Here is a 26,924-nt window from a genome sequence, read left to right on the forward strand (position 1 = left end):
GGTGGCGCGCGCGGCCGGGAGAGATCCGGAGCGTGCCGGGCGGTGCCGGTTTCTGGACTTTTCCTCGCGGACCCGGGGCGGCCGCACCCCGGGCAGGGCCGTTCCGTGAGAACCCCTCGTGACGTGCAGCGTTGCGGCGCGCCTCGACGGCGTGTGACGACTGGTGTCAGGGGAACGGCAACAACTGACACACGGAAACCGCCGGGCCAGTGGCGCCCCGTGCGTGCAGTCCGAAAACATTCCCGGTTCGTGCGGAGAGGTCTCCGCTCCGGGTATGTCTCCACCGAAGCACAAGGACGGGCGCGGTGATAATCAGATCCGGTCCTCGGGACGTGAACGCGTTGAAAGCCCCCGGCCCGCGTGACCGGGCGACCCCGCGGAGCGGCGCGGCCGGGCAGAAGCAAGCCAGGAGACGCCCATGGGCCGGTACCGGCCGAACCGCCACCTCGCCGCGCTGCTCGCCGAGTCCGGGTGGAGTGCGGGAGAACTCGCCCGGGCGGTGAACGCTCTGGGGACCAAACACGGGCTGCGGCTGCGCTACGACCGGACCGCGGTGGCCCACTGGCTGGACGGGTCCAGGCCGCGCGCACCGGTTCCCGGCCTGGTGGCGCAGGTGTTCGGCAAGCGTCTCGGCCGCGCCGTACACATCGGTGAGACAGGGCTGGGCACGACGGCAGCAGCGGCCGCACCCGGCACGGCGCTGCAGGCGGACGACCCGGTGGAGCGCTTGACGGCACTGTGCGAGGTGGACGCCGATCCGGCCCGCAGGCTCGCGCTCAACCGGGAACTGTTCACCGCCGCCGACGTCCGGCTGCCCGCCTGGCCCCCGCCGCCGAGCCGCACCCGCACCGGCTCGTCCGTCGCGCGCGACCGCGCACTGCGCCCGGACGCGCGCCTGGCCGACCTGGTCGCGGTCTTCGCCGAGCTGACGGAGAAGTACGGCGGCGCGCACGCGCGTTCCGCACTGGGCGCCTACATCGCCAACGAGGTCGCGCCCCGCCTGGTGACCACGCCCGGGGGCGGCGCGGCCGCTCCGGCAGTGCTGACCGGCAGCGCGTGCCTGATGCACCTGCTGGGCACGATGGCCGCCGACGCGGGGCTGCCCAACCTCGGACACCACTGCTACCTCGCCGCCCTCGACCTCGCCCACCGGGCGGGCAACCGGAACGTCTACGCCATCACCCTGCGCACCATGGCGGTGCTGGCCCTGCGGCTGGACGACATGGCGCACGCACACCAGTGGTCGCGGATCGCCCTGGAGGTGGCGTCCTTCGCCGCCACCTCCCATGTACGGACCTATCTGTACGCCGGGCGCGCGGGGGTGCGGGCCGCCCACGGCGAGCGGGAGGAGGCGCTGGCCGACCTGCTGGCCGCCGAGCGCTCCTACGCCGCCGAGCCGGGCACCGGCGACGACGCACCGGGCCCCTACACCCGGTACGCGCCGGAAGCCTTCCACTACCAGCGGGGCGAGGTGCTGCTGTCGTTGGGCGACCGCGCGGCGGCCGTCCGGGCGTTCGAGGAATCCCTGGCCGCGCGCCCGGCGACCCACCACATCGCGCACGTCCTCACCCACGTCCAGTTGGCCGAGACCCTGCTGTCGCTGGGCGAACTGGAGAGGGCGCTGGCCCAGTGCCGGGAGCTCTTCGCGCACTACCCGTACACCTCCTCGGGGCGCACCACCGCCTCCCTGACCTCGCTGCACCGGTCGCTGGCCCCCTACCGGCGGCACCCGCAGGTCCGCGACGTCCGCGACCGCATCTCGCGGCTGACCCGGCCGACCGCGGAGGGCGCCGGGTGAGGTCCGCGCCGCGCGGTGGGCGACGCCGAAGTGCGGGGCCCGGCCCGGTCACGGGACTCCGCCGGCCGCCCGCGCGAGGATGGCGGCCATGGACAGCGGCGGCCCGGAGGGCGGGCAGCAGACGACGGCGGACGCGGCGCGCATCACCGTCATCGGGGTCGGCAACACCTTCCGCGGGGACGACGGCACCGGGCCCGCGGCCGTCGCCCGGCTGCGGGCCCGGATGCCGCCCGGCGGGACACCGGGAGGCGTGCGCACGGTGTGCTGCGACGGCGATCCGGCGCGCCTCATCGACCTGTGGACGGATGCCGCACTGGCGGTCGTGGTGGATGCCGCACGCGCCGTACCGGCGTGTCCGGGACGCGTCCACCGGCTGGAGCCGGGCGCGGGCGCGACGTGGCCGGTGCGCACCACCAGCAGTCACGGGCTCGGTCTGGGGTACGCGGTGGCGCTGGCCCAGGCGCTCGGCAGGCTGCCAGACCGGCTGGTGGTCTACGCGGTCGAAGGTGCGGACGGCTCCCTGGGCGAGGGCCTGACACCGGCGGTCGCCGCGGCCCTCGAACCGCTCGTGGAGCGGATCCGCGCGGAGATCGCCCGCGCGGCCGAGGCCCCGCCGGACGAGCGGCGCAACTGAACCCGGGTCCCGCGGGAGGCGGCGGGGGCCGCCGAGCGCGCCCGAGGGGCACCGACCGCGGCGGAAGCGGCACGCGGGCACGCAGGCACGCAGGCACGCGGGCGCACCCTCCGCCGCGCGCGGCGCGTCCGCGTGCGGCGGAGGGGGAGCCGTGGTCAGGCTGGGGGCAGCACATCCACCGAACGGCAGGAGCAGCCATGGCCGCCGCGACGGCACCCCCGGACACCGAGGAATCGCGCTGCGTGCTGGACCGCGAGGGCATCGATGCCCTGGTGCGGGAGCTGCGGGCCGACGGGCACACCGTGGTCGGCCCCACCGTGCGGGACAGCGCCGTCGTCCTGGACGAACTCGCCGGCGCCGAGGAGTTGCCCTGGGGATGGGGGGTGGAGCTGGAGGCGGGCCACTACCGGATCGTGCGGCGGACCGACGGCGCGGGCTTCGCCCACAGCGCGGGTCCGCAGTCCTGGAAGAACTTCCTCCACCCCGAGCGGGTGCGGCAGTGGACGGCCGACCGGGCGCCGGACGGCACGATGACGGTCCGGAAGGAACCTCCCTCGCCCGTCTCCTTCGCGTTCCTGGGGGTACGCCCCTGCGATCTGAGCGCCGTGCGGATCCAGGACCGGGTGATGACCGGCGGCCGGCACCGGGACGACGCCTACCGGGAGCGCCGTACGGGCGCGTTCCTGATCGTCGTGGAGTGCACCGAACCGGGCGCCACCTGCTTCTGCGTCTCCATGGACACCGGCCCCGCCGCCCACCCCGGCTACGATCTGGCGCTGACCGAGGTGGTGGACGAGGCGGGCCACCGCTTTCTGGCCCGTGCCGGGACGCCGGAGGGCGCGGAGCTGCTGCGGAGGCTGCCGCACCGTCCGGCCGACGAGGCGACGAGCGGTGCGGCGCGCCGGAGCGTGGAGGACGCCGCGGGACGGATGGGCCGCACGATGCCTCCCGCGAGCCTGCGGGAGCTGATGGCGGGCAGCCTGGACGCCGCACGCTGGGACGACGTCGCGGCGCGTTGCCTCACCTGCGGCAACTGCACGATGGCCTGCCCCACCTGCTTCTGCACCACCACCGAGGACGTCACCGACCTGACGGGAGATCACGCCGAGCGCTGGCGGCGCTGGGAGTCCTGCTACGACCTGGACTTCTCCCATCTGCCGGGCGGCTCGGTCCGCGCCTCGCCGCGCAGCCGCTACCGGCAGTGGCTCACGCACAAGCTCGGGACGTGGTGGGACCAGTTCGGCAGCTCCGGGTGCGTGGGGTGCGGCCGCTGCATCGTCTGGTGCCCGGTCGGCATCGACATCACCGAGGAGGCGCACGCCCTGCACCAGGAAGGGCTCCGACGGCAGGACGGGCGAGAGGACGGAGCGCGGTGAGACACGCCGGGGTACTGGCCGCGCTGCGCGAGGGCCCCCGCGCGCGCCTGCTGGCGCTGGGCCGCGAGGTGTCCTTCGCCGCCGGGACGCGGATCTTCGAGGAGGGCGAGCGGGCCGACCGGTTCTGGATCATCCGCAACGGGACCGTGAACCTCGACATCCACGTCCCCGGCCGCCCGGCGGCAGTGGTCGACACGCTGGGCCCCGAGCGGCTGCTGGGCTGGTCGTGGCTGTGTCCGCCGCACCAGTGGCACCTGGGCGCCGAGGCCGTGGGGCAGGTGCGCGCCTGGGAGTTCGACGCGGCGGAGGTGCTCTCGCTGTGCAAGGACGACCACGAACTCGACCACGAACTGCTCAGCTACGTCGTGGAGGTGATCGGCCGGCGGCTGCGCGCCGCACGCACCCGGCTGCTCGACCTCTACGGCCCCTACGGAAGCGGACCGCAGCCGTGACCGCGGCTCCCCTCCCCTACCGCGTGGTGGGCAACCGGGCCGAGAGCACCGATACCCGCACCCTGGAGCTGGAACCGGCCGGAGAAGCGCTGACGGGCTTCCGGCCCGGCCGGTTCGCCATGCTCTACGCCTTCGGGGTGGGCGAGATCCCGGTGTCGGTCGCGGGGCTGCGGCACGGAGTGCTCAGCCACACCGTCCGGGGCGTGGGCGCGGTCTCCCGGGCGCTGTGCGCGATGCGGCCCGGTGCGCAGGTGGGCGTGCGCGGGCCGTTCGGTACGGAGTGGGACCTGGCGTCGGCGGACGGGGACCTGCTGGTGGTGGCGGGCGGCATCGGTCTGGCACCGCTGCGGCCGCTGGTGCGGGCCGCGCTGTCGGAGCCGGAGGCGCACGGCAGGCTGAACGTCCTGATCGGCGCCCGCACCCCGCAGGACCTGCTGTACCGGAGGGAACTGGCCGCCTGGGGCCGGCCGTACTGCGGCGTGACGGTGGACCGTCCGGCCCCGGGCTGGGAGGGCGAGGTGGGAGTGGTGACCGCGCTGCTGGACCGGGCGTCCTTCACCCCGCAGGACACGACCGCGTTCCTCTGCGGCCCGGAGGTCATGATCCGGGCCACCGCCCGTGAACTGCGGCACCGCGGCATACCGCCGGAACGTATCCGGATCTCCCTCGAACGCAACATGCACTGCGCCACAGGTCACTGCGGCCACTGCCAGCTCGGGCCGCTGCTGCTGTGCCGGGACGGCCCGGTGGTCGGCTACGACCGGGCGGAGCCCCTCCTCGCCGTACGGGAGCTGTGAGATGACCGGTTCCGACCGTCCCCGCCTGGGCGTCTTCAAGTTCGCCTCCTGCGACGGCTGCCAACTGACCCTGCTGGACTGCGAGGAGGAACTGCTCCCGCTGGCGGCCGAGCTGGAGGTCGCGCACTTCGCCGAGGCGTCGAGCGACATCCGGCCCGGGCCCTATCAGCTCGCGCTGGTCGAGGGCTCGGTCTCCACGCCCGAGCACCTCGAACGCATCCGCCGCATCCGCGCCGAGTCCCGCCACCTGGTGACCATCGGCGCGTGCGCGACAGCGGGCGGCATCCAGGCCCTGCGCAACTCCGCGGACGGTGACGCCTTCCGCGCGACGGTCTACGCGGAGCCCGAGTACATCGAGAGCCTGGCCACGTCCACGCCCGTGTCGGCGCATGTCCCCGTCGACTTCGAACTGCGGGGCTGCCCGATCGACCGGGGGCAGCTCCTGGAGGTCATCACCTCCTTCCTGGCCGGCCGCCGCCCGGACATCCCCGATCACAGCGTGTGCTTCGCCTGTAAACGCCGTGGCACCACCTGCCTGCCCGTCGCGCGCGGCATCCCCTGCCTGGGGCCGGTCACCCACGCCGGATGCGGCGCCCTGTGCCCGGCCTACGGACGCGGCTGCTACGGGTGTTTCGGCCCGTCCGCCTCGACGAACATGCCCGCCATGATCCCGCTGCTGCGCAGCGACGGGATGAGCGACGGGGACATCGTGCGCTTCCTGCACACCTACAACGTCGAGGACTTCGCCGCGCTCGAACCACCCGGCGCGCTGGAGGAGGACTGAGCGGTCGTCCCACCACACGACAGTCGGCTCCGGCCACGGGCCGGCGCCCCCGGGACGGCTGGGGAGAAGGACGGAGCAGCCATGGCAGACAGCGGCACACGGGTACTGAGCGTGGGCGCGCTCACCCGCGTCGAGGGCGAGGGGGCCCTGCGGCTGCGCGTCAGCGGTGACCGCGTCACCGAGGCGCGGCTGAGCATCTACGAGCCCCCGCGGTTCTTCGAGGCTTTTCTGCGCAACCGCCGGCACACCGAACCTCCCGACCTCACCTCGCGGGTGTGCGGCATCTGTCCGGTCGCCTACCAGACCAGCGCCTGCCATGCGATCGAGGACGCGTGCGGTGTCGCCGTGGGCGGACAGCTCGCCGCGCTGCGGCGCCTGCTCTACTGCGGCGAGTGGATCGAGAGCCACAGTCTGCACATCCATCTGCTGCACGCGCCCGACTTCCTGGGGGTCGACAGCGCTCTGGAGGTCTCCCGCCGGCACCGCGCGGCCATCGAGCGGGGGCTGCGGCTCAAGCAGGCGGGAAACAGCATCCTGGAGGTCCTCGGCGGCCGGTCCGTCCATCCGGTGAACGTCCGTGTCGGCGGCTTCCACCGGGTCCCCTCACGGGCCGAACTCCGCCCGCTGGCCGAACGCCTGACGCGGGCCCGGGAGGACGCGCTGGCCGCCGTGGCCTGGGTGGCCGCCTTCGACTTCCCCGAAGCGGAGTGCCGTGCCGATCTGTTCGCGCTGGCGGAACCGGGCACCTACGCCATCGAGCGGGGTGTCCCCACCGTGCTGCCCTACGGGGACGGGGAGCGGCGCAGAGCGTTCCCGCTCGCCGACTTCGGCACGCATGTCGTCGAGGAGCAGGTGCCGTACTCCACCGCGCTGCAGGCCCGGCTGGACGGCGGCCGGCATCTCACCGGGGCGCTGGCCCGGTACGCCGTCAGCGGGCACCTGCTGCCGCCCGCGGTGCGGGAGGCGGCGCGGGCGGCCGGACTGCCGGACCCGGCCTCGGGTGAGGTCTGCCGCAACCCGTTCCGCAGCATCGTCGTCCGGGCCGTCGAGGTCCTCTACGCCGTGGAGGAGGCGCTGCGCCTGATCGCGTGCTACGAGCCGCCCCCGCTCGCCGCCCAGGAGGTCACGCCGCGTGCCGGAACCGGTCACGGGGCCACCGAGGCACCGCGCGGCCTGCTGTACCACCGCTACAGCCTCGACCGGGACGGGCTGGTGACCGACGCGTGCCTCGTCCCGCCCACCTCGCAGAACCAGGGTGCCGTCGAGGAGGAGCTGCGCCGGCTCGTCCAGGAGCGGCTCGCACACGGGGACGCCACCGACGCCGAACTGGCGGGGCTGTGCGAACGCGCCATCCGCAATCACGACCCCTGCATCTCCTGCTCCGCGCACTTCCTCGACCTCACGGTGCTGCGGGAGCGGCCGGCGGACCGGCCCGCCGGCTGCTCAGGGCACGTCGACGGACTCGGGCCGGGCGACGCACAGCGCCCAGATGACGAATCCGTAGAGCGCGATCAGCACGACTGACCAGACCGGATAGTAGGGAAGCGACAGGAAGCTGCTCACCAGGAGCAGACCGGCGATGGCGACTCCGGCGACCCGGGCCCAGAGCGTGAACTTGAAGAGGCTGAGCCCGGTCATCAGAGCCACGATGCCGAGCGCGAGATGGACCCAGCCCCAGCCCTCCACGTTGAACTCGAAGACGTAGTCGGGCGTGTTCACGAAGACGCTGTCGTTGGCGATGGCCATGATGCCGCGGAGGATGCCGAGCACTCCCCCGATGACGAGCATCACCGCGGCGAACGTCGCTATGCCGGTCGCCAGCGGCTCCCGGTGCGATGCGGGGTGTTTCACAGCCTGTGTCATGAGTACTCCTCGGTTGCGCGGCCTGTGCGGCCGACTCGGATGTCACGCCAGGATCAGTACGACGAAGATCAGGCAGACGATGATGTTGACCAGCCAACTGTTGTTGTTCATCCAGTCGCGCAGGCCGGGCATCGCGGACGCGGCCCGATGGCCCAGGAGGACGCGCAGCAGCAGCGGTGTCGCGGCGACCAGGGTGGTGAGGGCGATGAACGGCAGCGCGTCGACGAACGAGCTGTGGCCCTGGTCCAGGTGGACGCCGACGGTGAGCATCACCATCAGGTCGGAGGGCATCAGCAGCACGACCAGCAGGCCCGTCTCGAATGCCTTCCGGGTGTCGGCCGACATCAGCGCGTGCAGCCACTTCGGCGGCTCGACGGTCTCCCGTTTCCGCCAGTTCCGCAGTGCTGCCAGGATCAGCAGGGCCACCAGCACGTACTGGATCACCCGGCCGACGGAGCTCTTGTCCCCAGAGCTTCCGAAGTCGACGGCGCCGCCCAGCGCGGTGGCGATGCCGAGCATGACGGCCACGCCCAGCGACGTGGCGATCAGTACTCCCGCCACGAAGCCGAGGGAGACCCGCACTGCCCGTTGCGCCGTGGCCAGGATGACGGCCGACATGATCTGGGGTCCCGCCATCATGGTGATGGCCAGAGGCAGAATCTTCAGGCTGTCCATGGGAAACGCCACCCGTGCAGGTGCTGACGACAGCAGTCTCGTGCCTGATGCGCAGGCCCTACCGGGGCTCCTTTCCGCTCTGTCGGTTCGCCCTCAATTGGAGCAGCGCTGCCCGCCACCGCATCCGAACGTAGTCCGAACGGGTGAGGGGCACGGTGGGACGGAAGCTTCCCGGAGCTGCCGTACGAGCGGCGCCCGGGGGGCGGCGCGAGGACGGATGCCCTCACCTGGTCACTCTCCGTGGGCACCCTCTCCCCGGGTAGAATACCTAGAGGGGTATATCGGACGGAGTTGGCGAACGGAGTTGCCGTGGAACTGTCGATGGCGGCCGAGGAACTCAGGACCGTGGTCAATCGGCTGCGCCGGGCGCAGGGGCAGATCGCCGGAGTGATCAAGATGATCGAGGAAGGGCGGGACTGCGAGGACGTGGTCACCCAGCTCGCGGCCGCTTCCCGGGCGCTGGACAGGGCGGGATTCGCCATCATCGCCACCGGACTGCAGCACTGCCTGACCGATACGGACCTGGCCGAGGGCGAGGACCGCGAGCAGTTGCGAGCCCGCCTGGAGAAGCTCTTCCTCTCCCTGGCCTGAAGCACCGGCCGCACTCTCCCGGCCCGCACTCCCCCGGCCCGCGACCGCCGACACCGCCGCCCGCCCCGGCGTGTCCCCGCGCTCCGCCGGAGATCCGGTGGGATACAGGAAGCCACCGCACCCCGCCGGGCCGAGCCGAGGAGTTCCCGTGCCCTACGACCGCACCGTCACTCTCGACGCCGACTTCGCCACCGCGGTGGCCGCCGTCCGCGCGACACTCGCCGAGGAGGGCTTCGGCATCCTCAGCGAGATCGACGTCCGCGCGACGCTGAAGGCCAAACTCGACCACGAGATGGAGGACTACCTGATCCTCGGCGCCTGCAACCCGCCCCTGGCCCGGGAGGCACTGGAGGCGGACCGCAGTATCGGCCTGCTCCTGCCGTGCAACGTGGTCGTACGGCGCGACGGCGACCGGACGGTCGTGCAGGCACTGGACCCGGGCACCATGGTGACCCTCACCGGGCTGCCCGCCCTGGAGCCCGTGGCCTCGGACGCCACCAGGCGGCTGGACGCCGCCCTCGCCGCGCTGCCCGGCATCGGCTGAGCGCCCTGCCCGGTGCCGGCCCGTCCGGCAGACGGCACCGGGCGGGGCACCGGCGGCCTCGGACACCGCGCGGAAACGGCGGGCACCCCCACGGTGACGGCCGTGGGGGTGTCCGCCGCGCTCTCCGGACGCCGCCGGATCAGCGGGGGCGCGCTTACTTGGGGGGCATCAGCACGGTGTCGATGATGTGGACGGTGGCGTTGGCGGTCTTCACGTCGCCGCAGCCGATCTTGGCGTCGTCGTTGACCGTGTAGGAGTCCCCGGAGCCCTTGGTGGTGAGCTTCTGCTTCTCCAGGGTCGCGTACTCCCCGTCCTTCAGCTCGGGCTTGCCCAGCGGCTTGCCGACCACGTGGTAGGTCAGCACCTTGGTCAGCATCTTCTTGTCGTTGAGCACCTTCTCCAGGTCGGCCTTCGGGATCTTGTCGAAGGCGTCGTTGGTCGGCGCGAACACGGTGATGTTCTCGCTGCTGTTGAGCGTGTCGACCAGTCCGGCCTTCTTGACGGCGGAGACCAGCGTGGAGAGCTCGGGGTTGTTGGAGGCGGCAGTCGCGACCGGGTCCTGGGCCATGCCCTTGAAGCTGCCCTTGCCGGTCTTGGGCACGGAGGCGCAGGCCGGACCGAAGGTGTCCATGGCCATGTCGTCGCCGCTGTCCTGCTTGTCGCTCTTCTCGCTCTTGTCGCTCTGCTTCTGCTCGCTCTTGCTCCCCTCGGACTTGTCGCCACCGCTGTCGTCACTGCCGCAGGCGGCCAGCCCGAACGGCAGCACGAGGGCGGCGGTGGCGGCCAGCAGAGCGTGACGGGTGCGATTGCGGTTCATTCTTCACTCCTACGTGGATGATGGTGCGGTTGCAGATGCGGATCACGTGTGCGACCCGCGGGATTCGCCCGGCGCCGGAGCGGATCCGGCGCGTGCGACGAGCGGTTCAGGTCACGTTGACCACCACCGAGTGGCGCCCGGTGGCGCCGTCGGGGACGGTGCCGACCCGGTCCGCGGTCTGGGTGCGGCCCTGCTTGTCGGTGGCACGGACCTGGAGGGTGTGGGAGCCGGGTTCGGCGTCCCATTCCCACAGCCACTGGCGCCAGGTGTCCTGGCTGTCCTCCTCGGCCAACCGCGCGGTCCGCCAGGGCGCGTCGTCCACCCGGACCTCCACGCGGGCTATGCCGCGGTGCTGCGCCCAGGCCACTCCGGCCACCGCGACCTTGCCGGAGCGGACGTCGGCGAGCGGCCGGGGGGTGTCGATACGGGACTGGATCTTGATGGGCGCCTCGCGGGCCCAGCCGCGCTTGACCCAGTAGACGTCCATGTCCTCGAAGCGGGTCAGCTCCAGTTCGCGCAGCCACTTGCAGGCCGAGACATAGCCGTACAGGCCCGGGACCAGCATGCGCACCGGGAAGCCGTGCTCGAAGGGCAGCGGCTCGCCGTTCATGCCCACCGCGAGCATCGCGTCGCGGCCGTCCATCACGGTCTCCACCGGGCTGCCGAGGGTCATTCCGTCCTCGGAGCGGGCCACCAACTGGTCGGCCGGTCCGCCCTTGGACGGGGGACGGACCCCCGCCTCGCGCAGCAGCGGAGCCAGCGGGACACCCAGCCAGCGCGCGTTGCCGACGTAGGAGCCGCCCACCTGGTTGGAGACGCAGGTCATGGTGATGTCCCGCTCGATCAGGCCGCGTTCGAGCAGTGCGGCGAAGTCGAGGTTCACCGGCCGGGACACTCCCGCGCCGTGGATGCGCAGACTCCAGTCCTCGGTGGTCAGCCGCGGGACCCGCAGCAGGGTGTCCACCCGGTAGAAGCGGGAGTTGGACGTGATGAAGTCGCCCAGCCCCGCCACCTGGAGTTCGGCACCCCGGGGCACGGGCGCCGCGCGCGAGGAGGGTGCGGGCAGCGTCACGGCCTCGCGGGACGCCTCGGCCGCGGCGCCGCGTGCGGCCCCCAGGAAGCGGCCCAGCCAGCCGGCACCGGTCGCGGTGACGGCCACCGCCCCCGCGGCGAGGACAAAGCCGCGGCGGCCGGTCGCGGCCACTCGTCCCACCGGTCCGGCGGCCACCGGGCCGGTGCCGTCCGGTTCCGCCCGCACGAAACCGACCAGGAGGTGGAGCACGGCCGCTCCGGCCGCCGCCCCCGCCAAGGAGGGCACCACATCGGTGTACTGCCCCTCCGGGCGGCTGAGCGCGGTCACCGCACCGACGACCCCGAACAGCAGCACACCGCCCGCACCCGCCCTCCGGTACCGCAGCGAGACGACGCCCAGCGCCGCCGCGCACAGCGCCAGCACCAGGGCCATGCCGAGCTGGAGGACGAACTTGTCGTCGCTGCCGAAGGTGCGGATCGCCCAGTCCTTGACCGGAGTCGGCGTCGCATCGATCGCCGCACCGCCCACGACCACCAGCGGGCCGCTGCGCGGCCGTACGGCGGCGGCCACCAACTCGGCGACCGCCAGCGCGGCGTAGCCCGCCAGCAGGCCGCACAGCCCCGCCAGCCCCGCACGGGCGGCCCGTGCGGCCGGCGTGCGCGGCGGCGCGGGCTGCTGCCCGTCGGCCGAGGTCTCTTCCGTGTCACTCACGCCCCTGCTTCGGGCCCCGGAGCACGACGGATTGGTCGACCCGCGAAAAGAATGAATCTTTTCGCGGGAGTTGACGCCCGGTGCGGATTTCCCCGTCGGGGCCAATCCGCCACGCGCGCAGCTTCGAATCCCATGCGGCTGCCCGGCCCGGGTGGTGTCCGGACAAGCGCTCACACGCGCGGCGAGGAGAGGAGCGGCATGGCGGCACAGCTGCGGAGGACGGCCGTGATCGGCAGTGGGATCGCGGGACTGACGGCGGCCTGGCTGCTGCGCACCACCGACGAGGTGACCCTCTTCGAGGCCGACGACCGGCTCGGCGGGCACACCCACACCCATGAGGTCGTCACCGCGGACGGCCGCCCGCTGCCCGTGGACTCCGGGTTCATCGTCCACAACACCCGCACCTACCCGCTGCTGACGCGGCTGTTCGGCGAACTCGGCGTGGCCACGCAGGAGTCGGAGATGAGCATGTCGGTGCAGTGCGCGGGCTGCGGACTGGAGTACGCCGGGGCCAAGGGGCCCAGCGGGCTGTTTCCCCGGCCCGGGCATCTGCGGCGCGGCCGCTATCTGCGGATGCTCACCGAGATCCCCGTCTTCCACCGGCGGGCCCTGCGGACCCTGGCCGCGGAGGACGACCTGCCGGCGGACGGCTCGGGCTCCCCGCAGACCCTGGGCGCCTTCGTGCGCAGCGGCGGCTTCTCCTCCTACTTCACCTCCCACTACCTGGCGCCGCTGGTCTCGGCCGTGTGGTCCTGCGCGCCGGACACCGCCCTGCAGTACCCGGCGCGCTATCTCTTCCGCTTCCTGTCCCAGCACGGAATGCTCGGCATCGGCGGCTCGCCGGTGTGGCGCACCGTCACCGGCGGCTCGCACACCTATGTGCAGCGGATCGCCAAAGAACTCCCCGACATCCGCACCTCGGCGCCGGTGCGCGCGGTGCGCCGGCACTCCACCGGGGGCGCCGGGGCCGAGATCGTCACCGCCGACGGCCAGGAGCACCACTACGACAAGGTCGTCCTGGCCGTCCACGCGGACCAGGCGCTGCGGGTGCTGGAGCGGCCGACCGAGGACGAGAAGCGGGTGCTCGGCGCCTTCCGCTGGTCCCGCAACCCGGCGCTGCTGCACACCGACAGCACGGTGCTGCCCCGCTCACCGGGTGCGGGAGCGAGCTGGAACTACCGGATGCCGGACTGCACGGCCCCGCCCGGCCGGGTACGGGTCAGCTACGACATGACCCGGCTGCAACACCTCGCGGCGCCGGACCGCTACGTGGTCTCCCTCGGCGAGGGGGAGCACGTCGACCCGGGCCGGGTGCTGGCGCGCATGGTCTACGAGCACCCCGTCTACACACCGGAGTCGGTCGCCGCCCAGCGCAGACTGCCGCAGCTCGAGAGCGGGCCCGTGGTGTACGCGGGCGCCTGGCACGGCTGGGGGTTCCACGAGGACGGCTGCCGCTCCGGCGTCGCCGCGGCCCGCTCCCTGGGGGTGCGCTGGTGACCGGGCGCGCCGCGGCCCGGCCGGCGGACGGACCCGCACCGGCGCACCGGGAGGCGCGCACACCGGCCCTCTACCGGTGCGTGATCTCCCACACCCGGCTCCGCCCGCTGCGCCATTCCTTCCGCCAGGGCACCTATCTGTGGTTCGTGGACCCGGAGCGTCCGCCCCGGCTGCCGCGCCCGCTGCGCGGCCTGGCCCGGTTCGAGGCGCGGGACCACTTCGGCGGTACCGCGCCGAGCATCCGCGCCGGACTCGACCGCTTCCTGTCCGCGCACGGCGTCGCCCTCGGCGACGGCCGGGTGCGCATGCTGACCTCCGCCCGGGTCCTGGGCCACGTGTTCAACCCGCTCACCCTCTACTGGTGCCGGCCCGCGGACGGGTCGCCGGAATGCGTCGTCGCCGAGGTGCACAACACCTACGGCGAGCGGCACTGCTATCTGCTGCACCCCGACCCGGAGGGATGCGCCGAGGTCCCCAAGAACTTCTACGTCTCCCCGTTCTTCGCCGTCGACGGCGTCTACCGGATGCGGCTGCCCGAACCGGACGACCGGCTGCGGCTCGGGGTGCGGCTGCGGCACGGGGACGACACCAGCTTCGTCGCCACCGTCACCGGGCGGCACCGGCCCGGGACGGCCGGGCAGTTGCTGCGGACCGCTGTCCGCCACCCCTGGCCGACCGCGGCCACCACGGCCGGTATCCGGCTGCACGGCATCCGCCTGTGGCTGCGCGGGCTGCCGGTGCGCCCCCGTCCCCGAAATCCCCGACAGAAAGGACTGTCTTGACCCTGCACGCCTCACCCGCCGTCCCCTCCACGCACAGCGTGGACCCTCTCCGATGGCCCGACGTGGCCGCGGTGCCGCGCTCCTCGTGGATGCGTACAGCAGTCACCGAACGCCTGCTGCGCCGGGCCCTGGGCGAGCTGCCGCTGCGCGTACGGCTTCCGAGCGGCGAGCAGTGGGGGCGGGGCGGACCGCTGATGGAACTGCACGACCCCGCCGCCTTCCACCGCCGCGTCGGCCGGTTCGGACTGATCGGGTTCGGTGAGTCGTACATGGCCGGCGAGTGGGACACGCCCGACCCGGTCGGTCTGCTGTCCGTCTTCGCCGAGCACGCCGACCGGCTGCTGCCCCCGGCGCTGCAGCGGCTGCGCCATCTGTGGGCGCCGCGCAAGCCCGCCGCCGAGCGCAACACCGTCGCCGGTTCGCGCGCCCACATCAGCCACCACTACGACCTGTCCAACGAACTGTTCGCCCTCTTCCTGGACGAGACCCTCAGCTACTCCGCCGGCCTCTTCCGCAGCCTGCCGGCCGACCAGGAGGCCCTGGCGCCCGCGCAGCGCCGCAAGGTGGACCACATGCTCGACCTGGCCGACGTGGGGCCCGGAACCCGGCTGCTGGAGATCGGTACCGGGTGGGGCGAACTGGCGCTGCGGGCCGCCCGCAGAGGCGCCGAGGTGGTCAGTGTCACCCTCTCCCGGGAACAGCTCGACGTGGCCCGGCGCCGGGTCGAGGAGGCCGGACTGAGCGACCTCGTATCCGTCCAGCTACGCGACTACCGGCAGGTGCGGGGGTCCTTCGACGCCGTCGTCAGCGTCGAGATGATCGAGGCCGTCGGCGCGGAGCACTGGCCGGTCTACCTCGGTGCGCTCGACCGGCTGCTGGTGCCCGGCGGCCGGGCCGCGCTCCAGGCCATCACCATGGCGCACCAGCGGATGCTGGCCACCCGCAACACCTGGACGTGGATACACAAATACATCTTCCCCGGCGGGCTGATCCCCTCCCGCGAGGCACTCACCCGCATCGCCCACGAGGAGACCGCACTGTGCCTGGCCCGGTACGACCGGCGCGGTCCGCACTACGCCGAGACCCTGCGGCTGTGGCGGGAGCGGTTCGCCGAGCACACGGCGGAGGTCTCCGCGCTCGGCTTCGACGCCGTCTTCCGCCGCATGTGGGATCTCTACCTCGCCTACTCGGAGGCCGGGTTCCGCACCGGGTACCTGGACGTCCAGCAACTGCTCTTCATCAAGGACGGAGCCACCGCACCGTGATCCAGCTCGTCTCCCGTACCGGCGCCGCACCGCGCCTGGCCGCCGTCGCCGAGGAGTTCCTCGGCGGCGCACTGCCGTTCCGGCTGCGGGCCTGGGACGGCAGCGAGGCCGGACCCTCCGGCGCCCCGCTGGTCGTCCTGCGCTCGCGGACGGCGCTGCGGCGGCTGCTGTGGCAGCCCGGCGAACTCGGTCTGGCCGACGCCTACATCAGCGGCGACCTGGAGGTCGTGGGCGACCCGGCGGAGGCGCTCGCCGCCCTCTGGCAGGCCGCGCGGGAGCGCGGTCTGAGCCGGCCGCGGCTCACGGCCCGGCAGTGGGCGGAGGCGGCTGCGCTGCTGGTGCGGCTCGGCGCGGTCGGTCCTCCGCCCCGCCCGCCGGGCCGACGCGCCCGGCAGGGCGGCACGCTGCACAGCGTGGCCCGGGACCGCAGCGCCATCAGCCACCACTACGACCTGTCCAACGACTTCTACGAGCTCCTGCTCGACGAGACGATGGCCTACTCCTGCGGCTACTGGAGGCAGCCACCCGGCACCGAGGGCTACGGGCCGGCCCAGTCCCAGCACGACAAGCTGGATCTGATCTGCCGCAAGCTGGCGCTGCGCCCCGGGGCCCGGCTGCTCGACATGGGATGCGGCTGGGGTTCGCTGACGGTGCACGCGGCCGAGCACTTCCAGGCGCAGGTGACCGCCGTGACCCTCTCCGCCGAGCAGGCGCGCCACACCCGGGAGCGCGTCCGGGCCCGCGGTCTGGGAGACCGGGTGCGGGTGCGGCACTGCCACTACCGCGACCTGCCCGACACGGGATTCGACGCGGCCGCAACCGTCGAGATGGGCGAGCACGTGGGCGCGGACGCCTACCCGCACTTCGCCGCCAGGCTGCGGCACGCGCTCGCGCCGCACGGCAGGCTCCTGGTGCAGCAGATGTCCCGGGGCGCCGACGCACCGGGCGGCGGGCCGTTCATCGAGACGTACATCGCTCCCGACATGCACATGCGGCCCCTCGGGGAGACCGTCGCGCTGCTGGAGGAGGCGGGCTTGGAGGTCCGTGCCGCCACCTCGCTGCGGGAGCACTACGTGCACACCATCGACGCCTGGCGCGACACCCTGGAAGCACGCTGGGACGCTGCCACAGCCCTGGTCGGAGCCCCCACGGCGCGGCTGTGGCGGCTGTATCTGGCGGGCGGCCGGCTGGCCTTCGCCGAGCGGCGGATGGGCGTCGACCAGATCCTCGCCGTCCGGCCGGACGAGGACGGCCGCAGCGGGCTGGGCGCGAACCCGCTGGGCGGGCACGAGGGGACGTGGTGACGTGGTCATGACCGGCGGCACCGACTGGTCCGCGCTGGGCGGGGACGTGTGGGCGACGGTCGCCTCCGTCGCCGCCGTCATGCTGCTCACCTTCGCCGTCGCCCTCCGCATGGGCGTCCACCGCATCGTGGACGTCGCCTGGGGACTGGCGTTCGCGACGGTGGCGCTCACCACGTGCGGGTTCTCCGCGGGTGAGGGCGATCCGGCCCGCCGGGCGCTGGTCACCGCGCTCACCACGGTGTGGGGACTGCGGCTGGCCGGGCACATCGCCGGAAGAGGTCGGGGCAAGGGCGAGGACCCGCGTTACGCGCGCATGCTCGACAAGGCACCGGGCAGCCGGAACGCCTACGCGCTGCGCAAGGTCTATCTGCTGCAGGGTGCGCTCGTTCTGGTCGTCTCCCTCCCGGTGCAGGCGGGCCAGTACGCGCGCACCCCGCCCGGCCCCGCCGCCTGGGCGGGGTGTGCCGTGTGGCTGGTCGGGATGTTCTTCGAATCCGTCGGGGACGCCCAACTGGCCCGCTTCACCGCACGGCCGGAGAACCGGGGCACCGTCATGGACCGGGGGCTGTGGTCGTGGACGCGGCACCCGAACTACTTCGGAGATTTCTGCGTGTGGTGGGGGCTGTACCTCGTGGCGGTGACCGACGGCACGACGGCGCTCGCGGTGCTCGTCTCCCCGCTGCTGATGAGCGCGCTGCTGACGGTGGGCAGCGGAAAGCGCCTGCTGGAACAGCACATGGCCGACCGGCCCGGCTACACGGCCTACGCGGCGCGCACCAGCGGCTTCTTCCCCCGGCCGCCACGGCGGACGGCCGACGGGAGAAGCTGAGGACCGCCTCCGCTGCCCGCGCCGGTGCACGGGCAGCACGGACGCTGCGGGTCCCCCCGCGCCCGTGGCACCGGCCGGTGCCGCGGGTGCGGGTGCGAAGACCTCCTTCGGCCCCGGGGGACGGGGCAGCGGGCGGGCCGCCGTGCGGCGAGCAGCGCGCGCACGGCGGCCCGGACCCGCGGCGGATCACGCCGGGAAGTCCACCAGCATCACCGGCTCCGAGGTGGGCTGCGGGGAGCCCCCGTCGGGCTCGACGGTGACCCCCATGCCGGAGGCGCCGTCGAGTTTCCCTTCGAGCAGGGCCGCTTCGGAGCCGGAGCCCGGGGGCATCAGGCCCGCCGGACGCATCCGGCCGCCGTCGTTCAGCCACAGCTGGTAGACCTTGCCCTTCGGCGGTGCCGGCATCCCGGAGACCACCAGGGCCGCCCGGTTCTGCGACTGCGAGAGGACCACGGTGCCGGAGCCGCCGCCGGGCAGCTCGGCGCCGGGAACGGCCTTCGCGTCGGAGGCGGACAGCACCCGCGCGAGCGCCTCGGCACGGTCCTGGGCCCGCTCGCTGCGCTGCCGCGCGTCCTGGGCCTCCTGGTGCTGCCACACGGCGACCCCGCCCAGTGCCCCGGCGGCCGCGACACACGCCGCGAGTGCCCAGATGTGCCAGGAGCGGGGCCGCCCGCGCGGCGCCCTGACGGAGGCGGCCTCTTCCGCGACCCGGCCTCCCGGCGACTCCTGACGCACCTCGCCGATCCGGCGCAGTACCCGTTCGCGCAGTTCCGCGGGGGGCTGCTCGGAGACGGCCTGGCCCAGCCGGGCGGCTGTGGCGCGCAACTCGGCGACCTCCTGGGCGCAGAAGGAGCAGGCACGCAGATGCTTCTCGAACTCCTCCCGCTCGTCCCCGGAGACGGCGTCCAAGGCGTAGGCGCCGGTGAGAGTGTGCAGTTCCGCGGTCTTCATCCCTGCACCCCCAGGCAGTCCCGCAGCCGGATCAGGCCGTCCCGCAACCGTGTCTTGACCGTGCCGAGCGGCTGGGAGAGCAGTTCGGCGACCTCACGGTAGGTCAGGCCCTTGTAGTAGGCCAGTGTCACGGACTGGCGCTGGATCTGGGTGAGCGTGCGCAGGCAGCGGCGCACCTGCTCCCGCTCCAGCCGCGCCTCGACCTGCTCGACGACATGGTCGTAGTCGCGGGAGCCGGAGAGCTGTGCCGCCCGCAGCTCCCGGTCGCTCGCGGACTGCTCGGAGCGCACCCGGTCGACGGCGCGGCGGTGGGCGAGCGTCATCACCCAGGTCATCGCCGTGCCCTTGGCCGGGTCGAACCGGGCGGCCACCCGCCACACCTCCACCAGCACCTCCTGGGTGACCTCCTCCGACTGCGAGGGGTCGCGCAGGACGGACCGCACGAGCCCGAACACCGGACCGACCACTCTCTCGTACATGGCGGCGAAGGCGTCCTGATCGCCTCGCGCCACCTGGACCAACAGGTCCCCCAGCTCGACGGGTCCCACCGCGGGGGACCCGAGGGCAGCGGCTTCATCCACCTGCCCTCACCCCCGGCGCTCCCGGCCCGGCCGGACGGTCACCGCGTGCGCGGCCTCGTACAGGAGACACGTTCTTCCCTTCTCGACATGACAGCTCCACCGCTGCTTCGGAGCCGCTCGCCCGGCGGATTGGTGGCGCACCCGCACCGGGCCGGGGCACCGGGCCGCCGGTGCCCCGCAGACGTGTCGCGTGCTCCGGAGGGTATCCGTCACCGGGACGATGCGGAGAAGCGGGCCGCAGCGGGTACCGGCGGCGGGGATCGCGGGACGGCCGAGGTGGAGGCAGGATGGCGGAGCAGCAGGCGGACGGGCGGCGGTGCCTGGTGACGGGCGCGACCGGGTACATCGGAGGGCGGCTGGTGCCCGGACTGCTGGACGCGGGATACGCGGTGCGCTGCCTGGCGCGGTCGCCGGAGAAGCTGCGCGACCACCCCTGGGCCGACCGCGTCGAGGTGGTGGGCGGAGACCTCACGGACCGCGGCTCGACCGCGGCCGCGCTGCGCGGGGTCGACGTCGCGTACTACCTGGTGCACTCGCTCGGCACCGGGAGCGGCTTCGAGCAGACCGACCGGAGGGCCGCCCGGCTCTTCGCCGAGGAGGCCCGGACGGCCGGGGTGCGCCGGATCGTCTACCTCGGCGGCCTGGCACCCGCCGGGGTGGACGAGCGGGAGCTCTCGCCCCATCTGCGCTCCCGCGCCGAGGTCGGCCGCATCCTGCTGGAGTCGGGCGTGCCGACGGCGGTGCTGCGCGCCGCGGTCATCATCGGCTCCGGTTCGGCCTCCTTCGAGATGCTGCGGTATCTCACCGAGCGGCTGCCGCTGATGGTCACCCCGAGCTGGGTGCGCACCCGGATCCAGCCCGTCGCCGTACGGGACGTGCTGCGGTGTCTGGTCGCCGCCGCGGCACTGCCGGCCGGTCTCAACCGCACCTTCGACATCGGCGGGCCGGACGTGCTCACCTACCGGGACATGATGCTGCGCTACGCGTCCGTGGCGGGGCTGCCCCGGAGGCTGATCCTTCCCGTCCCGGTACTGACCCCGGGCCTCTCCAGCCACTGGATCGGGCTGGTCACCCCCGTGCCGCCCGCCGTGGCCCGGCCGCTGGCCGAGTCGCTGCGCCACGAGGTCGTCTGCCGCGAGAACGACATCGTGCGGTACCTTCCCGGACCGCCACAGCAGCCGTTGCCGTTCACCCGTGCGGTGGAGCTGTCGCTGCGGCGGGTCCGCGAGCAGGAGGTGGCGACCCACTGGTCCTCGGCCTCCGTCCCGGGCGCGCCCAGTGATCCACTGCCCACGGATCCCGACTGGGCGGGCGGCACCCTGTACACCGACCGCCGGGCCCGCCGGGTGTCCGCCTCTCCGGACGCGCTGTGGCGGGTCGTCGAGGGCATCGGCGGGGAGAACGGCTGGTACTCCTTCGGCCCGCTCTGGGCTGCGCGCGGCTGGCTGGACCGGCTGCAGGGCGGGGTGGGGCTGCGGCGCGGCCGGCGCGACCCGGGACGGCTGCGGGTCGGCGACTCGCTGGACTTCTGGCGGGTGGAGGAGGTCCGGCCGGGAGAGCTGCTGCGGCTGCGCGCCGAGATGCGGCTGCCCGGACGGGCCTGGCTGGAGATGTACGTCGACCGGACCGCGGACGGCCGCACGCGCTACCGGCAGCGCGCTCTCTTCCGCCCGCACGGCCTGGCGGGCCACCTGTACTGGTGGAGTGTCGCCCCGTTCCACACCGTGCTCTTCGAGGGCATGGCCCGCAACATCGCCCGGGCCGCCGAGCACGGCACCGGGGACCGGCCCGCCGGCCGGAGGGCCGGACGCGGTCGCCGCGGCCGATCCCGGCGCCGCCGGCCGTAGGGCCCTTCGGTCCGATCGGGCCCCGGGCCGGGTACCGCCGGAGCCGGAGGCGGTGGTGACCCGGGGCCCCGATCGGCGGCGCCCCGGTGGCACGCCCCGCGCTGCCCTGCTGATCTGGAGCAGGCGGCCGGCGGACCGCCGGGACGCAGACGGCACGCCGCGCCGGGCGGCGGGGTGGAGGTCGGGGACGATGCACAGCGAGGGGCCGGAGCCGGACGGCGGCGACGCGGATGCCGCGGGCCCGCACCAGGACTCGTTCACGAACCGCTGTGCCGTGCGCCGCGAGCAACTGGGGCTGTCCCGCGACGAGGTGGCCCGCCGTGCGGGCATGTCCGTCGCCTATCTCGACCGGCTGGAGTCCCTGAGCGACGACTTCGACCCGGCCGCCCTCATGCGCCTCGCCGCCGTCCTCGACCTCCCCTACGACGAACTCAAGGAGGGCCCGCGGGAGCCGGGGCCGGGCCGGCGACCGGCCGCCGCCCACCCGCAGCTGAGCCGGATGTCGGAGGACGAGTGCTGGCGGCGGCTCGGGACACATGGAGTCGGCCGGGTCGGCCTGACCGACGGGCCCGCGCCGGTGATCCTGCCGGTCAACTTCCTGGCGGACGGGCGCACCGTGGTCTACCGGACCGAGGCGGGCGGACCGGCGGCCGCGGCGGACGGGGACGAGGTGGCCTTCGAGGTCGACCGGGTGGACGAGCGCCTCAGCAGCGGTTGGAGCGTCCTCCTCACCGGGACCGCCCGGCACGTCACCGATCCCGGCACGGTCGAGGACCTCGCCTCCCGGCCGGGCGCGGATCCGTGGGCGGGCGGGCGGCGCGAGCTGTGGATCCGCGTGCTGCCCGGTGAGGTGACCGGGCGCCGGATCCGTACCCGGTGATCCGGGCGCGGGCCTCGAACGCCGTTCGCCGCCGGGTAACGGGCCCCGGACGCGCGGGCGACCGCGCCGCCGTACGCTCCGCACGTCCGGGTACGCGTGCGTGGGTACGCGGGAACGCGTGCGTGGGAACGCGTGCGTGGGAACGCGTGCATGCGCGCCCGTGTCGCCGGCCGCGCGACCGGCGGGCGGCGGGGCGGCGGATCACGTGTGCGGGACGACGGCGACGGGGGTGCGGGAGTGGTGCATCACCGCGTGCACCACGGATCCGACGTGGGGGCCGAACCGGGAGGTGCGCTGCCGTCGTCCGACCACGAGCAGACACCCGTTCTCGGCGGCCTTCACCAGCAGCGCCGCCGGCTGTTCGAGGAACGCCCGGACATCGACCTGCACGTCGGGATGCTTCTCGCGCCAGGGCCGCACCCTGGCGGTGACGGCGGCCGCGCGTTCCGCCAGCAGTTCGTCCAGGGCCATGGTGGCCCGGGGCAGGGTGCGCGCACCGTAGTAGGCGGGTGGCTCCCAGCCGTGCCGGATCTCCAAGGGCGCCGTGCGGCGCCCGGCGGCCTCGAAGGCGAAGTCCAGCAGTTCGTCGCAGGGGCGGCTCAGGTCCACGCCGGCGACCACAGGGCGCGCGGCACCGTGCGCCGCGTCCGCTGCGGGCGCCTCGTCCGCCTGCGGGCTTCCCGCACGGGCCCGGACGAGGACGACGGGGCACTGCGCGTGCGCGACGGCGGGCAGGGCGACGGAGCCGACCAGATAGCCCCCCAGGGTGCTGAATCCGCGCGACCCGATGACCAGCAGATCCGAGGTCTCCGACAGGTCGGTGAGCAGCCGGGCCGGCTCCCCCGTCGCGCTCTTCGTCGTGACGGGCAGGTCGGGGAAGTCGCCCGCCAGTTCGGCGGTGGCCTCGTGCAGGACCTGCTCGGTGTGGCGGCGGGGCGCGTCGCTCTCGTCCGGGGCGACGAGCTGGTCCAGCGCACTGTCGGCGACCTGCACGTGCACGAGCTGGAGCGGTGCGTCGCGGGCGGTCGCCTCACGCGCTGCCCAGCGGACCGCGGCTGTGCTTTCCGGGGTTCCGTCGGTACCCGCCGTGACGAGATGGGCCATGTTCCGCTCCCTGGCCGGAAAACTCCGTACTCCGCATACCGGACTCCTCCAGGTTCCCGCGGTCCCGCTGAGCTGTCCACCGGCGCCGCGCACAGCAGTCCGGAGCGGCCGGGGCCGCGCACCGGACCAGGATGCGCCGGCAGGATCCCGTGCCCGGACCGCCGCCGCCCTCCGCGCCCCGGCGGGACTGTGCGCAACCGGTGTGCCACCCAGCGGGCACACCGTGCGGGCGGCGGCACCAGCGGGTTCACTCCTTATGAGGGAGGGACGCAATCGCCGATCCGGCAGGGCGGAGGCTGAGTCAGCAATGACGGACACCATCGCAGTGGGCTTCGACGGGTCCGCGGAGAGCCAGGCAGCGATCGACTGGGCGGCGCTGGAGGCCGAGCGGCAGGGCGTGGGGCTCCGCCTGGTCCACGTGTGGCGCTGGCAGCCGCACACCTCGGCCGCCGACCCGGACAAGGAACACGAGTGGATCGCCCGTGTGCCGCGGGAGGCGGCGCAGCGGCTGGCCGAGCACCACCCCGGCCTGCGGGTGGAGCAGTTGAGCGTGCCGGGGGTGGCGGCCGATGTGCTGATCGAGCTGACGGAGGACGCGCGGCTGCTCGTGCTCGGCTCCCGGGCCCTGGGCAGGGCGAGCGGATTCCTGCTGGGCTCGGTCGGGCAGGAGGTCACCGCCCGCGCCGAGTGCCCGGTCGTGCTGGTGCGGGCGTCCTTCCAGGACGAGGAGGTGCGGGAGAGCCGGACTCCGCGGGAACGCCCCTCGCCCGGGCCGGTCGTGGTCGGGCTCGATCTGGTCAAACCCAGCCGGGCGATCCTGCAGTTCGCCTTCGAGGCCGCGGCGCTGCGGGGTACGGGCCTGCGCGCGGTCCACGTGTGGAAGCTGCCCGCGGTCTTCACCTACGGACCCCGGATGATCGACCAGACCCAGCGCTCGGAGCTGGGACGGCGCGAGCATCAGCTGCTCTCGACCGCGGTGCTTCCGTGGCGGGAGGAGTACCCGCAGGTCACGGTGGACGAGCAGGCGGCGCCGGGGAACGCGTCGCGGCACCTGATCGAGCGGGCCGACGACGCGTCGCTGCTGGTGGTCGGGCGACGTGTGCAGCGGCCGGCGCTCGGCACCCGGCTGGGCCCGGTCACCCAGGCCGCCCTGCACCATGCCACTCCCCCGGTGGCGGTGGTCCCGCACATCTGAGGAGGCGTGCGCGGAGCACACGACGCGGCCCCGTCGGCGCCCGGCCGCGACCGCGGGCCCGGCAGCCGGGATCAGGCCCGCCCGGCGCCCCCGCGGCCCCGGGCCGGGGCCGCTCGCCGCCCGCGCGCTTCAGCCCCGCGCACCCATCCGGCGCCGCAGGACCACCAGGTTGGCGGTGAGCGTCGCGGCGACGGCCAGTCCCATGCCGAACACGGCACCGCCCATCCCGAACACCGGCGGGCTGAAGCCCAGTCCCAGCACCACGAGCGCCCCGGCCACCACCAGCAGGGCGTGCCCGACCGCTCCGGTCCCGGTCATCCGGTGCAGCACGCCCAGCACGAGCAGCACGACCACCACGGGTACGGCGACCGCGAGCCCCGCGGCCCGCTCGGTCAGGTGCGCGTGGTGCTCGGTCGTGTCCAGGGCGACCTCCAGGCCGCCGCCCACCGCCGCCAGCGCCGCGAAGACCGCGTAGTGGCCGTATCCCCACACCAGCGCGGTGCGCAGCGTGGTCAGTTCGGCTTCGCTGCCGGTGAAGTAGATCCACCACAGGGCGAAGACGAGCAGCAGCCCGCCGAGGGCGATCAGCAGCACGGTGGCGGACAGGCCGTGGTCGGTGACGGCGGACTGGACGGCGGTGAGACTGGCGAGGATGACCTCGCCGAGCACGATGATGGTGAACAGGCCGTACCGTTCGGCGATGTGTCCGGGGTGCCAGGTGGTGGCCCCGCCCCGGGACTCGGCCCAGGCGGGTACGGCCAGTTCGGCCACCACCAGCAGGACGAAGGTGGCCGGCGCCCACCCGCCCGTGGCCCACAGCCGGGCGACCCATCCGCACTGCACCACGGCGACACCCGCCGCGTACCGCAGGGCGCTCCGCCGCCCGTCGGGATGCCCGGCCGCCGCCCGGAGCCACTGGGCGATCATCGCGAGGCGCATCAGGACGTAGCCGACCACCACGGTCGAGAAGTCGCCGTCCTGGAACGCCTCGGGCACTCCGGCGGCGAGGACCAGGGCACCCGCCATCTGCAGCAGCGTCAGCAGCCGGTAGGGGACGTCGTCGGTGTCGTAGGCGGAGGCGAACCAGGTGAAGTTCATCCACGCCCACCAGATCGCGAAGAACACGGCGGCGTACCCGGCGAGTCCGGACCCCAGATGCCCCTCGGCCCAGGCGTGGTGGAGCTCGGCGGCGGCCTGGGCGACCGCCACCACGAACGTCAGGTCGAACAGCAGCTCCAGGGGTGTGGCGGCACGGTGCTCCTCACCGGGGTCCCGTCCGCGCATCACCCGCCGCAGGGTCCCGGTCCGCTCCGCGAAGTTCCCGCCTGCACTCATCCCGCTGCTCCCGCCCGGTGCTCGTCCGTCGCCCGCGGCCGGCCGCCGCGGGGCCCGCAGACGATCCAACCGGAGGAGCCCGGCCGCGGCCCTGCGACGCACCGGCCGCCCGGAGCCCGCACCCGGCGGCGGAGCCCGGAGCCGAGGGCGCGTCAGCCGTGGGCGACGACGGCGACCGGAGCGGCCGCGTGGTGCAGGACGGCGTGGGTGACCGAGCCGATTCGGGCGCCGATCCGGCCGTGCCGCGCACGGCGGCCCACGACGATCAGCGATCCGTCCCCGGAAGCCTCCACCAGGTGGCCCGCGGGACTGCCGATCCGGGACTCCTCCCGGACCTCCACGTCGGGGTACTTCTCGCACCACGGCCGCAGCGCCTCGGTGATCTCGGCGGCCTTCTGCCGGGCGAGCTCCTCGTGCAGACCGAGGACCGCCGACATGCCGTAGACGTAGTAGGGCGGCAGGTTCCAGGCGTGGACGGCCCGCAACGGGGCGGCTCGGCGGGCCGCCTCCTCGAAGGCGAAGGCGAGCACGGTGTCGTTGGGGCTGGCCGCGTCGAGGCCGAGCACGACGGGGCGGAAGCCGGTCGCGGCGGAGGGGACACCGGCGGGGTCCATGGCGTGCTCGTCCGCGGCCTGCTCCCCGGCCCGCACGAAGACCACCGGCCGCTCGACCCGTGCGGCGACGGCCAGTCCCACGGAGCCGACCAGGTATCCCCCGAGCCCGCCGAGGCCGCGGGAACCGAGCACCAGCAGTTCGGCGTCCTTGGCGGCAGCGGTCAGCACCGCGTCGGGCGCTCCCTCGTGCAGTTCGACGGCCACCTCCACCCCTGGGTGGCGCAGCCGGATGCCGTCGGCCGCCTCGCGGGGGATCCGGTCGGCCCAGTCCTGGAACGTCTCCGCAGCGGCCGCCGAGGGCGTGTACGTGAGCGGCGCCGGGGCGGGCTCGCGCACGTGCAGCAGCCGCAGCGGCAGGCCGCGCAGCCCGGCCTCCCGGGCCGCCCACTCGGCGGCGGCCCGGCTCTCGGGGGAGCCGTCGAGGCCCACGGTCACATTGCGGGACATGGCGTCCACCTCTCGTTTCGGGTGCTGTTCCCAGCATCGGCGCCGGGACGGGGCGCCGGGCAGGGGCCGCAGGTCCCTGCCCGGCGCCCATCGGCCCCCCGGACCGGGGCCCCTCCGGCCCGGAGCGGCAGGAGGACATCCGCGGCCGGGAGTATCCCCGCGGGAGAACGCTGCGGCGCCCGAATCCGCGTTCACCCGATAACAGGATGAACCTGTCC

At 74.0% G+C, this 26,924-nt stretch carries 26 protein-coding genes; 17 read left to right on the forward strand and 9 right to left on the reverse strand.

What is annotated here, in order from left to right; all coding sequences use genetic code 11:
• The first annotated feature begins 418 nt into the window (after positions 1-418).
• The 7 genes from BMX65_RS15995 (at position 419) to BMX65_RS16025 (ending at position 7,365) form a co-directional block, all read left to right on the forward strand.
• Entirely contained in the window at positions 419-1,798 is a 1,380-nt protein-coding gene (locus BMX65_RS15995) for a tetratricopeptide repeat protein (RefSeq protein ID WP_075000978.1), read from the forward strand.
• Positions 1,799-1,886: 88 nt separating this feature from the next.
• Positions 1,887-2,432 (forward strand): hydrogenase maturation protease, encoded by a 546-nt coding sequence (locus BMX65_RS16000; protein ID WP_075000979.1) that lies wholly within the window; start codon positions 1,887-1,889, stop codon positions 2,430-2,432.
• Between the two features lie 197 nt (positions 2,433-2,629).
• Positions 2,630-3,808, forward strand: coding sequence for a 4Fe-4S dicluster domain-containing protein (locus BMX65_RS16005; protein ID WP_075000980.1), 1,179 nt, complete (start codon positions 2,630-2,632; stop codon positions 3,806-3,808).
• Entirely contained in the window at positions 3,805-4,260 is a 456-nt protein-coding gene (locus tag BMX65_RS16010) for a cyclic nucleotide-binding domain-containing protein (protein WP_075000981.1), read from the forward strand. Before BMX65_RS16005 ends, BMX65_RS16010 begins: the two co-directional genes overlap by 4 nt.
• A complete protein-coding gene (locus BMX65_RS16015) occupies positions 4,257-5,057 on the forward strand; it encodes an FAD/NAD(P)-binding protein (protein ID WP_075000982.1) in 801 nt (266 codons plus the stop codon). The genes BMX65_RS16010 and BMX65_RS16015 overlap by 4 nt, the downstream gene beginning before the upstream one ends.
• Position 5,058: 1 nt before the next feature.
• The gene (locus BMX65_RS16020) at positions 5,059-5,841 is read left to right on the forward strand and encodes an NADH-quinone oxidoreductase subunit B family protein (protein ID WP_075000983.1); all 783 of its coding nucleotides are present in this window, start codon (positions 5,059-5,061) and stop codon (positions 5,839-5,841) included.
• An 81-nt stretch (positions 5,842-5,922) separates the two neighbouring features.
• Positions 5,923-7,365, forward strand: coding sequence for a Ni/Fe hydrogenase subunit alpha (locus tag BMX65_RS16025; RefSeq protein WP_239502284.1), 1,443 nt, complete (start codon positions 5,923-5,925; stop codon positions 7,363-7,365).
• Here BMX65_RS16025 and BMX65_RS16030 read toward each other — a convergent pair.
• Together BMX65_RS16030 and BMX65_RS16035 are read right to left on the reverse strand one after the other, a co-directional pair.
• Positions 7,285-7,704, reverse strand: coding sequence for a DUF7144 family membrane protein (locus BMX65_RS16030; protein ID WP_075000984.1), 420 nt, complete (start codon positions 7,702-7,704; stop codon positions 7,285-7,287). The genes BMX65_RS16025 and BMX65_RS16030 overlap by 81 nt on opposite strands.
• 42 nt (positions 7,705-7,746) lie before the next feature.
• Complete coding sequence (locus BMX65_RS16035) at positions 7,747-8,379, reverse strand: GAP family protein (RefSeq protein ID WP_075000985.1); 633 nt, start codon at positions 8,377-8,379, stop codon at positions 7,747-7,749.
• Between the two features lie 309 nt (positions 8,380-8,688).
• On the opposite strand from BMX65_RS16035, the gene BMX65_RS16040 reads away from it, so the two are divergent.
• Both BMX65_RS16040 and BMX65_RS16045 read left to right on the forward strand, forming a co-directional pair.
• Complete coding sequence (locus BMX65_RS16040) at positions 8,689-8,970, forward strand: metal-sensitive transcriptional regulator (protein WP_075000986.1); 282 nt, start codon at positions 8,689-8,691, stop codon at positions 8,968-8,970.
• Between the two features lie 148 nt (positions 8,971-9,118).
• Positions 9,119-9,514 carry a DUF302 domain-containing protein gene (locus BMX65_RS16045; RefSeq protein ID WP_075000987.1) on the forward strand — a complete coding sequence of 132 codons (396 nt, stop codon included), beginning with the start codon at positions 9,119-9,121 and terminating at the stop codon, positions 9,512-9,514.
• Positions 9,515-9,668: 154 nt separating this feature from the next.
• Here the strand turns inward: BMX65_RS16045 and BMX65_RS16050 are convergent, their stop codons facing one another.
• Positions 9,669-10,331: a fasciclin domain-containing protein gene (locus BMX65_RS16050; protein WP_075000988.1), complete on the reverse strand. Its 663-nt coding sequence runs from the start codon at positions 10,329-10,331 to the stop codon at positions 9,669-9,671.
• Between the two features lie 106 nt (positions 10,332-10,437).
• A complete protein-coding gene (locus tag BMX65_RS16055) occupies positions 10,438-12,075 on the reverse strand; it encodes a molybdopterin-dependent oxidoreductase (protein ID WP_420856846.1) in 1,638 nt (545 codons plus the stop codon).
• 198 nt (positions 12,076-12,273) lie between these two features.
• On the opposite strand from BMX65_RS16055, the gene BMX65_RS16060 reads away from it, so the two are divergent.
• The 5 genes from BMX65_RS16060 (at position 12,274) to BMX65_RS16080 (ending at position 17,752) form a co-directional block, all read left to right on the forward strand.
• Positions 12,274-13,572, forward strand: coding sequence for an NAD(P)/FAD-dependent oxidoreductase (locus BMX65_RS16060; protein WP_075000989.1), 1,299 nt, complete (start codon positions 12,274-12,276; stop codon positions 13,570-13,572).
• A gap of 80 nt (positions 13,573-13,652) precedes the next feature.
• The gene (locus BMX65_RS16065) at positions 13,653-14,354 is read left to right on the forward strand and encodes a DUF1365 domain-containing protein (protein WP_075001301.1); all 702 of its coding nucleotides are present in this window, start codon (positions 13,653-13,655) and stop codon (positions 14,352-14,354) included.
• A 2-nt stretch (positions 14,355-14,356) separates the two neighbouring features.
• A complete protein-coding gene (locus tag BMX65_RS16070; RefSeq protein ID WP_075001300.1) occupies positions 14,357-15,619 on the forward strand; it encodes an SAM-dependent methyltransferase in 1,263 nt (420 codons plus the stop codon).
• Positions 15,619-16,923: a class I SAM-dependent methyltransferase gene (locus BMX65_RS16075; protein WP_420856847.1), complete on the forward strand. Its 1,305-nt coding sequence runs from the start codon at positions 15,619-15,621 to the stop codon at positions 16,921-16,923. The genes BMX65_RS16070 and BMX65_RS16075 overlap by 1 nt, the downstream gene beginning before the upstream one ends.
• Positions 16,924-16,930: 7 nt before the next feature.
• Positions 16,931-17,752: a DUF1295 domain-containing protein gene (locus BMX65_RS16080; RefSeq protein ID WP_079171944.1), complete on the forward strand. Its 822-nt coding sequence runs from the start codon at positions 16,931-16,933 to the stop codon at positions 17,750-17,752.
• A gap of 186 nt (positions 17,753-17,938) precedes the next feature.
• Here BMX65_RS16080 and BMX65_RS16085 read toward each other — a convergent pair whose 3' ends face one another.
• Positions 17,939-18,703 carry an anti-sigma factor gene (locus tag BMX65_RS16085; RefSeq protein ID WP_075000991.1) on the reverse strand — a complete coding sequence of 255 codons (765 nt, stop codon included), beginning with the start codon at positions 18,701-18,703 and terminating at the stop codon, positions 17,939-17,941.
• A complete protein-coding gene (locus BMX65_RS16090; RefSeq protein WP_019358982.1) occupies positions 18,700-19,284 on the reverse strand; it encodes a sigma-70 family RNA polymerase sigma factor in 585 nt (194 codons plus the stop codon). Before BMX65_RS16090 ends, BMX65_RS16085 begins: the two co-directional genes overlap by 4 nt.
• Positions 19,285-19,571: 287 nt before the next feature.
• On the opposite strand from BMX65_RS16090, the gene BMX65_RS16095 reads away from it, so the two are divergent.
• Positions 19,572-21,131, forward strand: coding sequence for an SDR family oxidoreductase (locus BMX65_RS16095; protein WP_075000992.1), 1,560 nt, complete (start codon positions 19,572-19,574; stop codon positions 21,129-21,131).
• Positions 21,132-21,321: 190 nt separating this feature from the next.
• Positions 21,322-22,011 carry a pyridoxamine 5'-phosphate oxidase family protein gene (locus tag BMX65_RS16100; RefSeq protein WP_075000993.1) on the forward strand — a complete coding sequence of 230 codons (690 nt, stop codon included), beginning with the start codon at positions 21,322-21,324 and terminating at the stop codon, positions 22,009-22,011.
• Positions 22,012-22,212: 201 nt separating this feature from the next.
• On the opposite strand, the gene BMX65_RS16105 is transcribed toward BMX65_RS16100, so the two are convergent.
• The gene (locus BMX65_RS16105; RefSeq protein WP_075000994.1) at positions 22,213-23,115 is read right to left on the reverse strand and encodes a universal stress protein; all 903 of its coding nucleotides are present in this window, start codon (positions 23,113-23,115) and stop codon (positions 22,213-22,215) included.
• Positions 23,116-23,422: 307 nt separating this feature from the next.
• On the opposite strand from BMX65_RS16105, the gene BMX65_RS16110 reads away from it, so the two are divergent.
• Complete coding sequence (locus BMX65_RS16110; RefSeq protein WP_075000995.1) at positions 23,423-24,310, forward strand: universal stress protein; 888 nt, start codon at positions 23,423-23,425, stop codon at positions 24,308-24,310.
• A 129-nt stretch (positions 24,311-24,439) separates the two neighbouring features.
• Here the strand turns inward: BMX65_RS16110 and BMX65_RS16115 are convergent, their stop codons facing one another.
• Positions 24,440-25,645: a low temperature requirement protein A gene (locus BMX65_RS16115; protein ID WP_075000996.1), complete on the reverse strand. Its 1,206-nt coding sequence runs from the start codon at positions 25,643-25,645 to the stop codon at positions 24,440-24,442.
• A gap of 152 nt (positions 25,646-25,797) precedes the next feature.
• The gene (locus BMX65_RS16120) at positions 25,798-26,706 is read right to left on the reverse strand and encodes a universal stress protein (protein ID WP_075000997.1); all 909 of its coding nucleotides are present in this window, start codon (positions 26,704-26,706) and stop codon (positions 25,798-25,800) included.
• Positions 26,707-26,924 lie beyond the last annotated feature (218 nt).

This window comes from Streptomyces qinglanensis, assembly GCF_900111245.1.
Lineage (GTDB): Bacteria > Actinomycetota > Actinomycetes > Streptomycetales > Streptomycetaceae > Streptomyces > Streptomyces qinglanensis.

Excerpts from the sequence above, each read along its gene's own strand:
- BMX65_RS15995 (WP_075000978.1), top strand. The coding sequence starts at position 419 with ATGGGCCGGTACCGGCCGAACCGCCACCTCGCCGCGCTGCTCGCCGAG.
- BMX65_RS16000 (WP_075000979.1), top strand. The coding sequence starts at position 1,887 with ATGGACAGCGGCGGCCCGGAGGGCGGGCAGCAGACGACGGCGGACGCG.
- BMX65_RS16005 (WP_075000980.1), top strand. The coding sequence starts at position 2,630 with ATGGCCGCCGCGACGGCACCCCCGGACACCGAGGAATCGCGCTGCGTG.
- BMX65_RS16020 (WP_075000983.1), top strand. The coding sequence starts at position 5,059 with ATGACCGGTTCCGACCGTCCCCGCCTGGGCGTCTTCAAGTTCGCCTCC.
- BMX65_RS16025 (WP_239502284.1), top strand. The coding sequence starts at position 5,923 with ATGGCAGACAGCGGCACACGGGTACTGAGCGTGGGCGCGCTCACCCGC.
- BMX65_RS16030 (WP_075000984.1), bottom strand. The coding sequence starts at position 7,704 with ATGACACAGGCTGTGAAACACCCCGCATCGCACCGGGAGCCGCTGGCG.
- BMX65_RS16035 (WP_075000985.1), bottom strand. The coding sequence starts at position 8,379 with ATGGACAGCCTGAAGATTCTGCCTCTGGCCATCACCATGATGGCGGGA.
- BMX65_RS16050 (WP_075000988.1), bottom strand. The coding sequence starts at position 10,331 with ATGAACCGCAATCGCACCCGTCACGCTCTGCTGGCCGCCACCGCCGCC.
- BMX65_RS16060 (WP_075000989.1), top strand. The coding sequence starts at position 12,274 with ATGGCGGCACAGCTGCGGAGGACGGCCGTGATCGGCAGTGGGATCGCG.
- BMX65_RS16080 (WP_079171944.1), top strand. The coding sequence starts at position 16,931 with ATGACCGGCGGCACCGACTGGTCCGCGCTGGGCGGGGACGTGTGGGCG.
- BMX65_RS16085 (WP_075000991.1), bottom strand. The coding sequence starts at position 18,703 with ATGAAGACCGCGGAACTGCACACTCTCACCGGCGCCTACGCCTTGGAC.
- BMX65_RS16095 (WP_075000992.1), top strand. The coding sequence starts at position 19,572 with ATGGCGGAGCAGCAGGCGGACGGGCGGCGGTGCCTGGTGACGGGCGCG.
- BMX65_RS16100 (WP_075000993.1), top strand. The coding sequence starts at position 21,322 with ATGCACAGCGAGGGGCCGGAGCCGGACGGCGGCGACGCGGATGCCGCG.
- BMX65_RS16105 (WP_075000994.1), bottom strand. The coding sequence starts at position 23,115 with ATGGCCCATCTCGTCACGGCGGGTACCGACGGAACCCCGGAAAGCACA.
- BMX65_RS16110 (WP_075000995.1), top strand. The coding sequence starts at position 23,423 with ATGACGGACACCATCGCAGTGGGCTTCGACGGGTCCGCGGAGAGCCAG.
- BMX65_RS16115 (WP_075000996.1), bottom strand. The coding sequence starts at position 25,645 with ATGAGTGCAGGCGGGAACTTCGCGGAGCGGACCGGGACCCTGCGGCGG.
- BMX65_RS16120 (WP_075000997.1), bottom strand. The coding sequence starts at position 26,706 with ATGTCCCGCAATGTGACCGTGGGCCTCGACGGCTCCCCCGAGAGCCGG.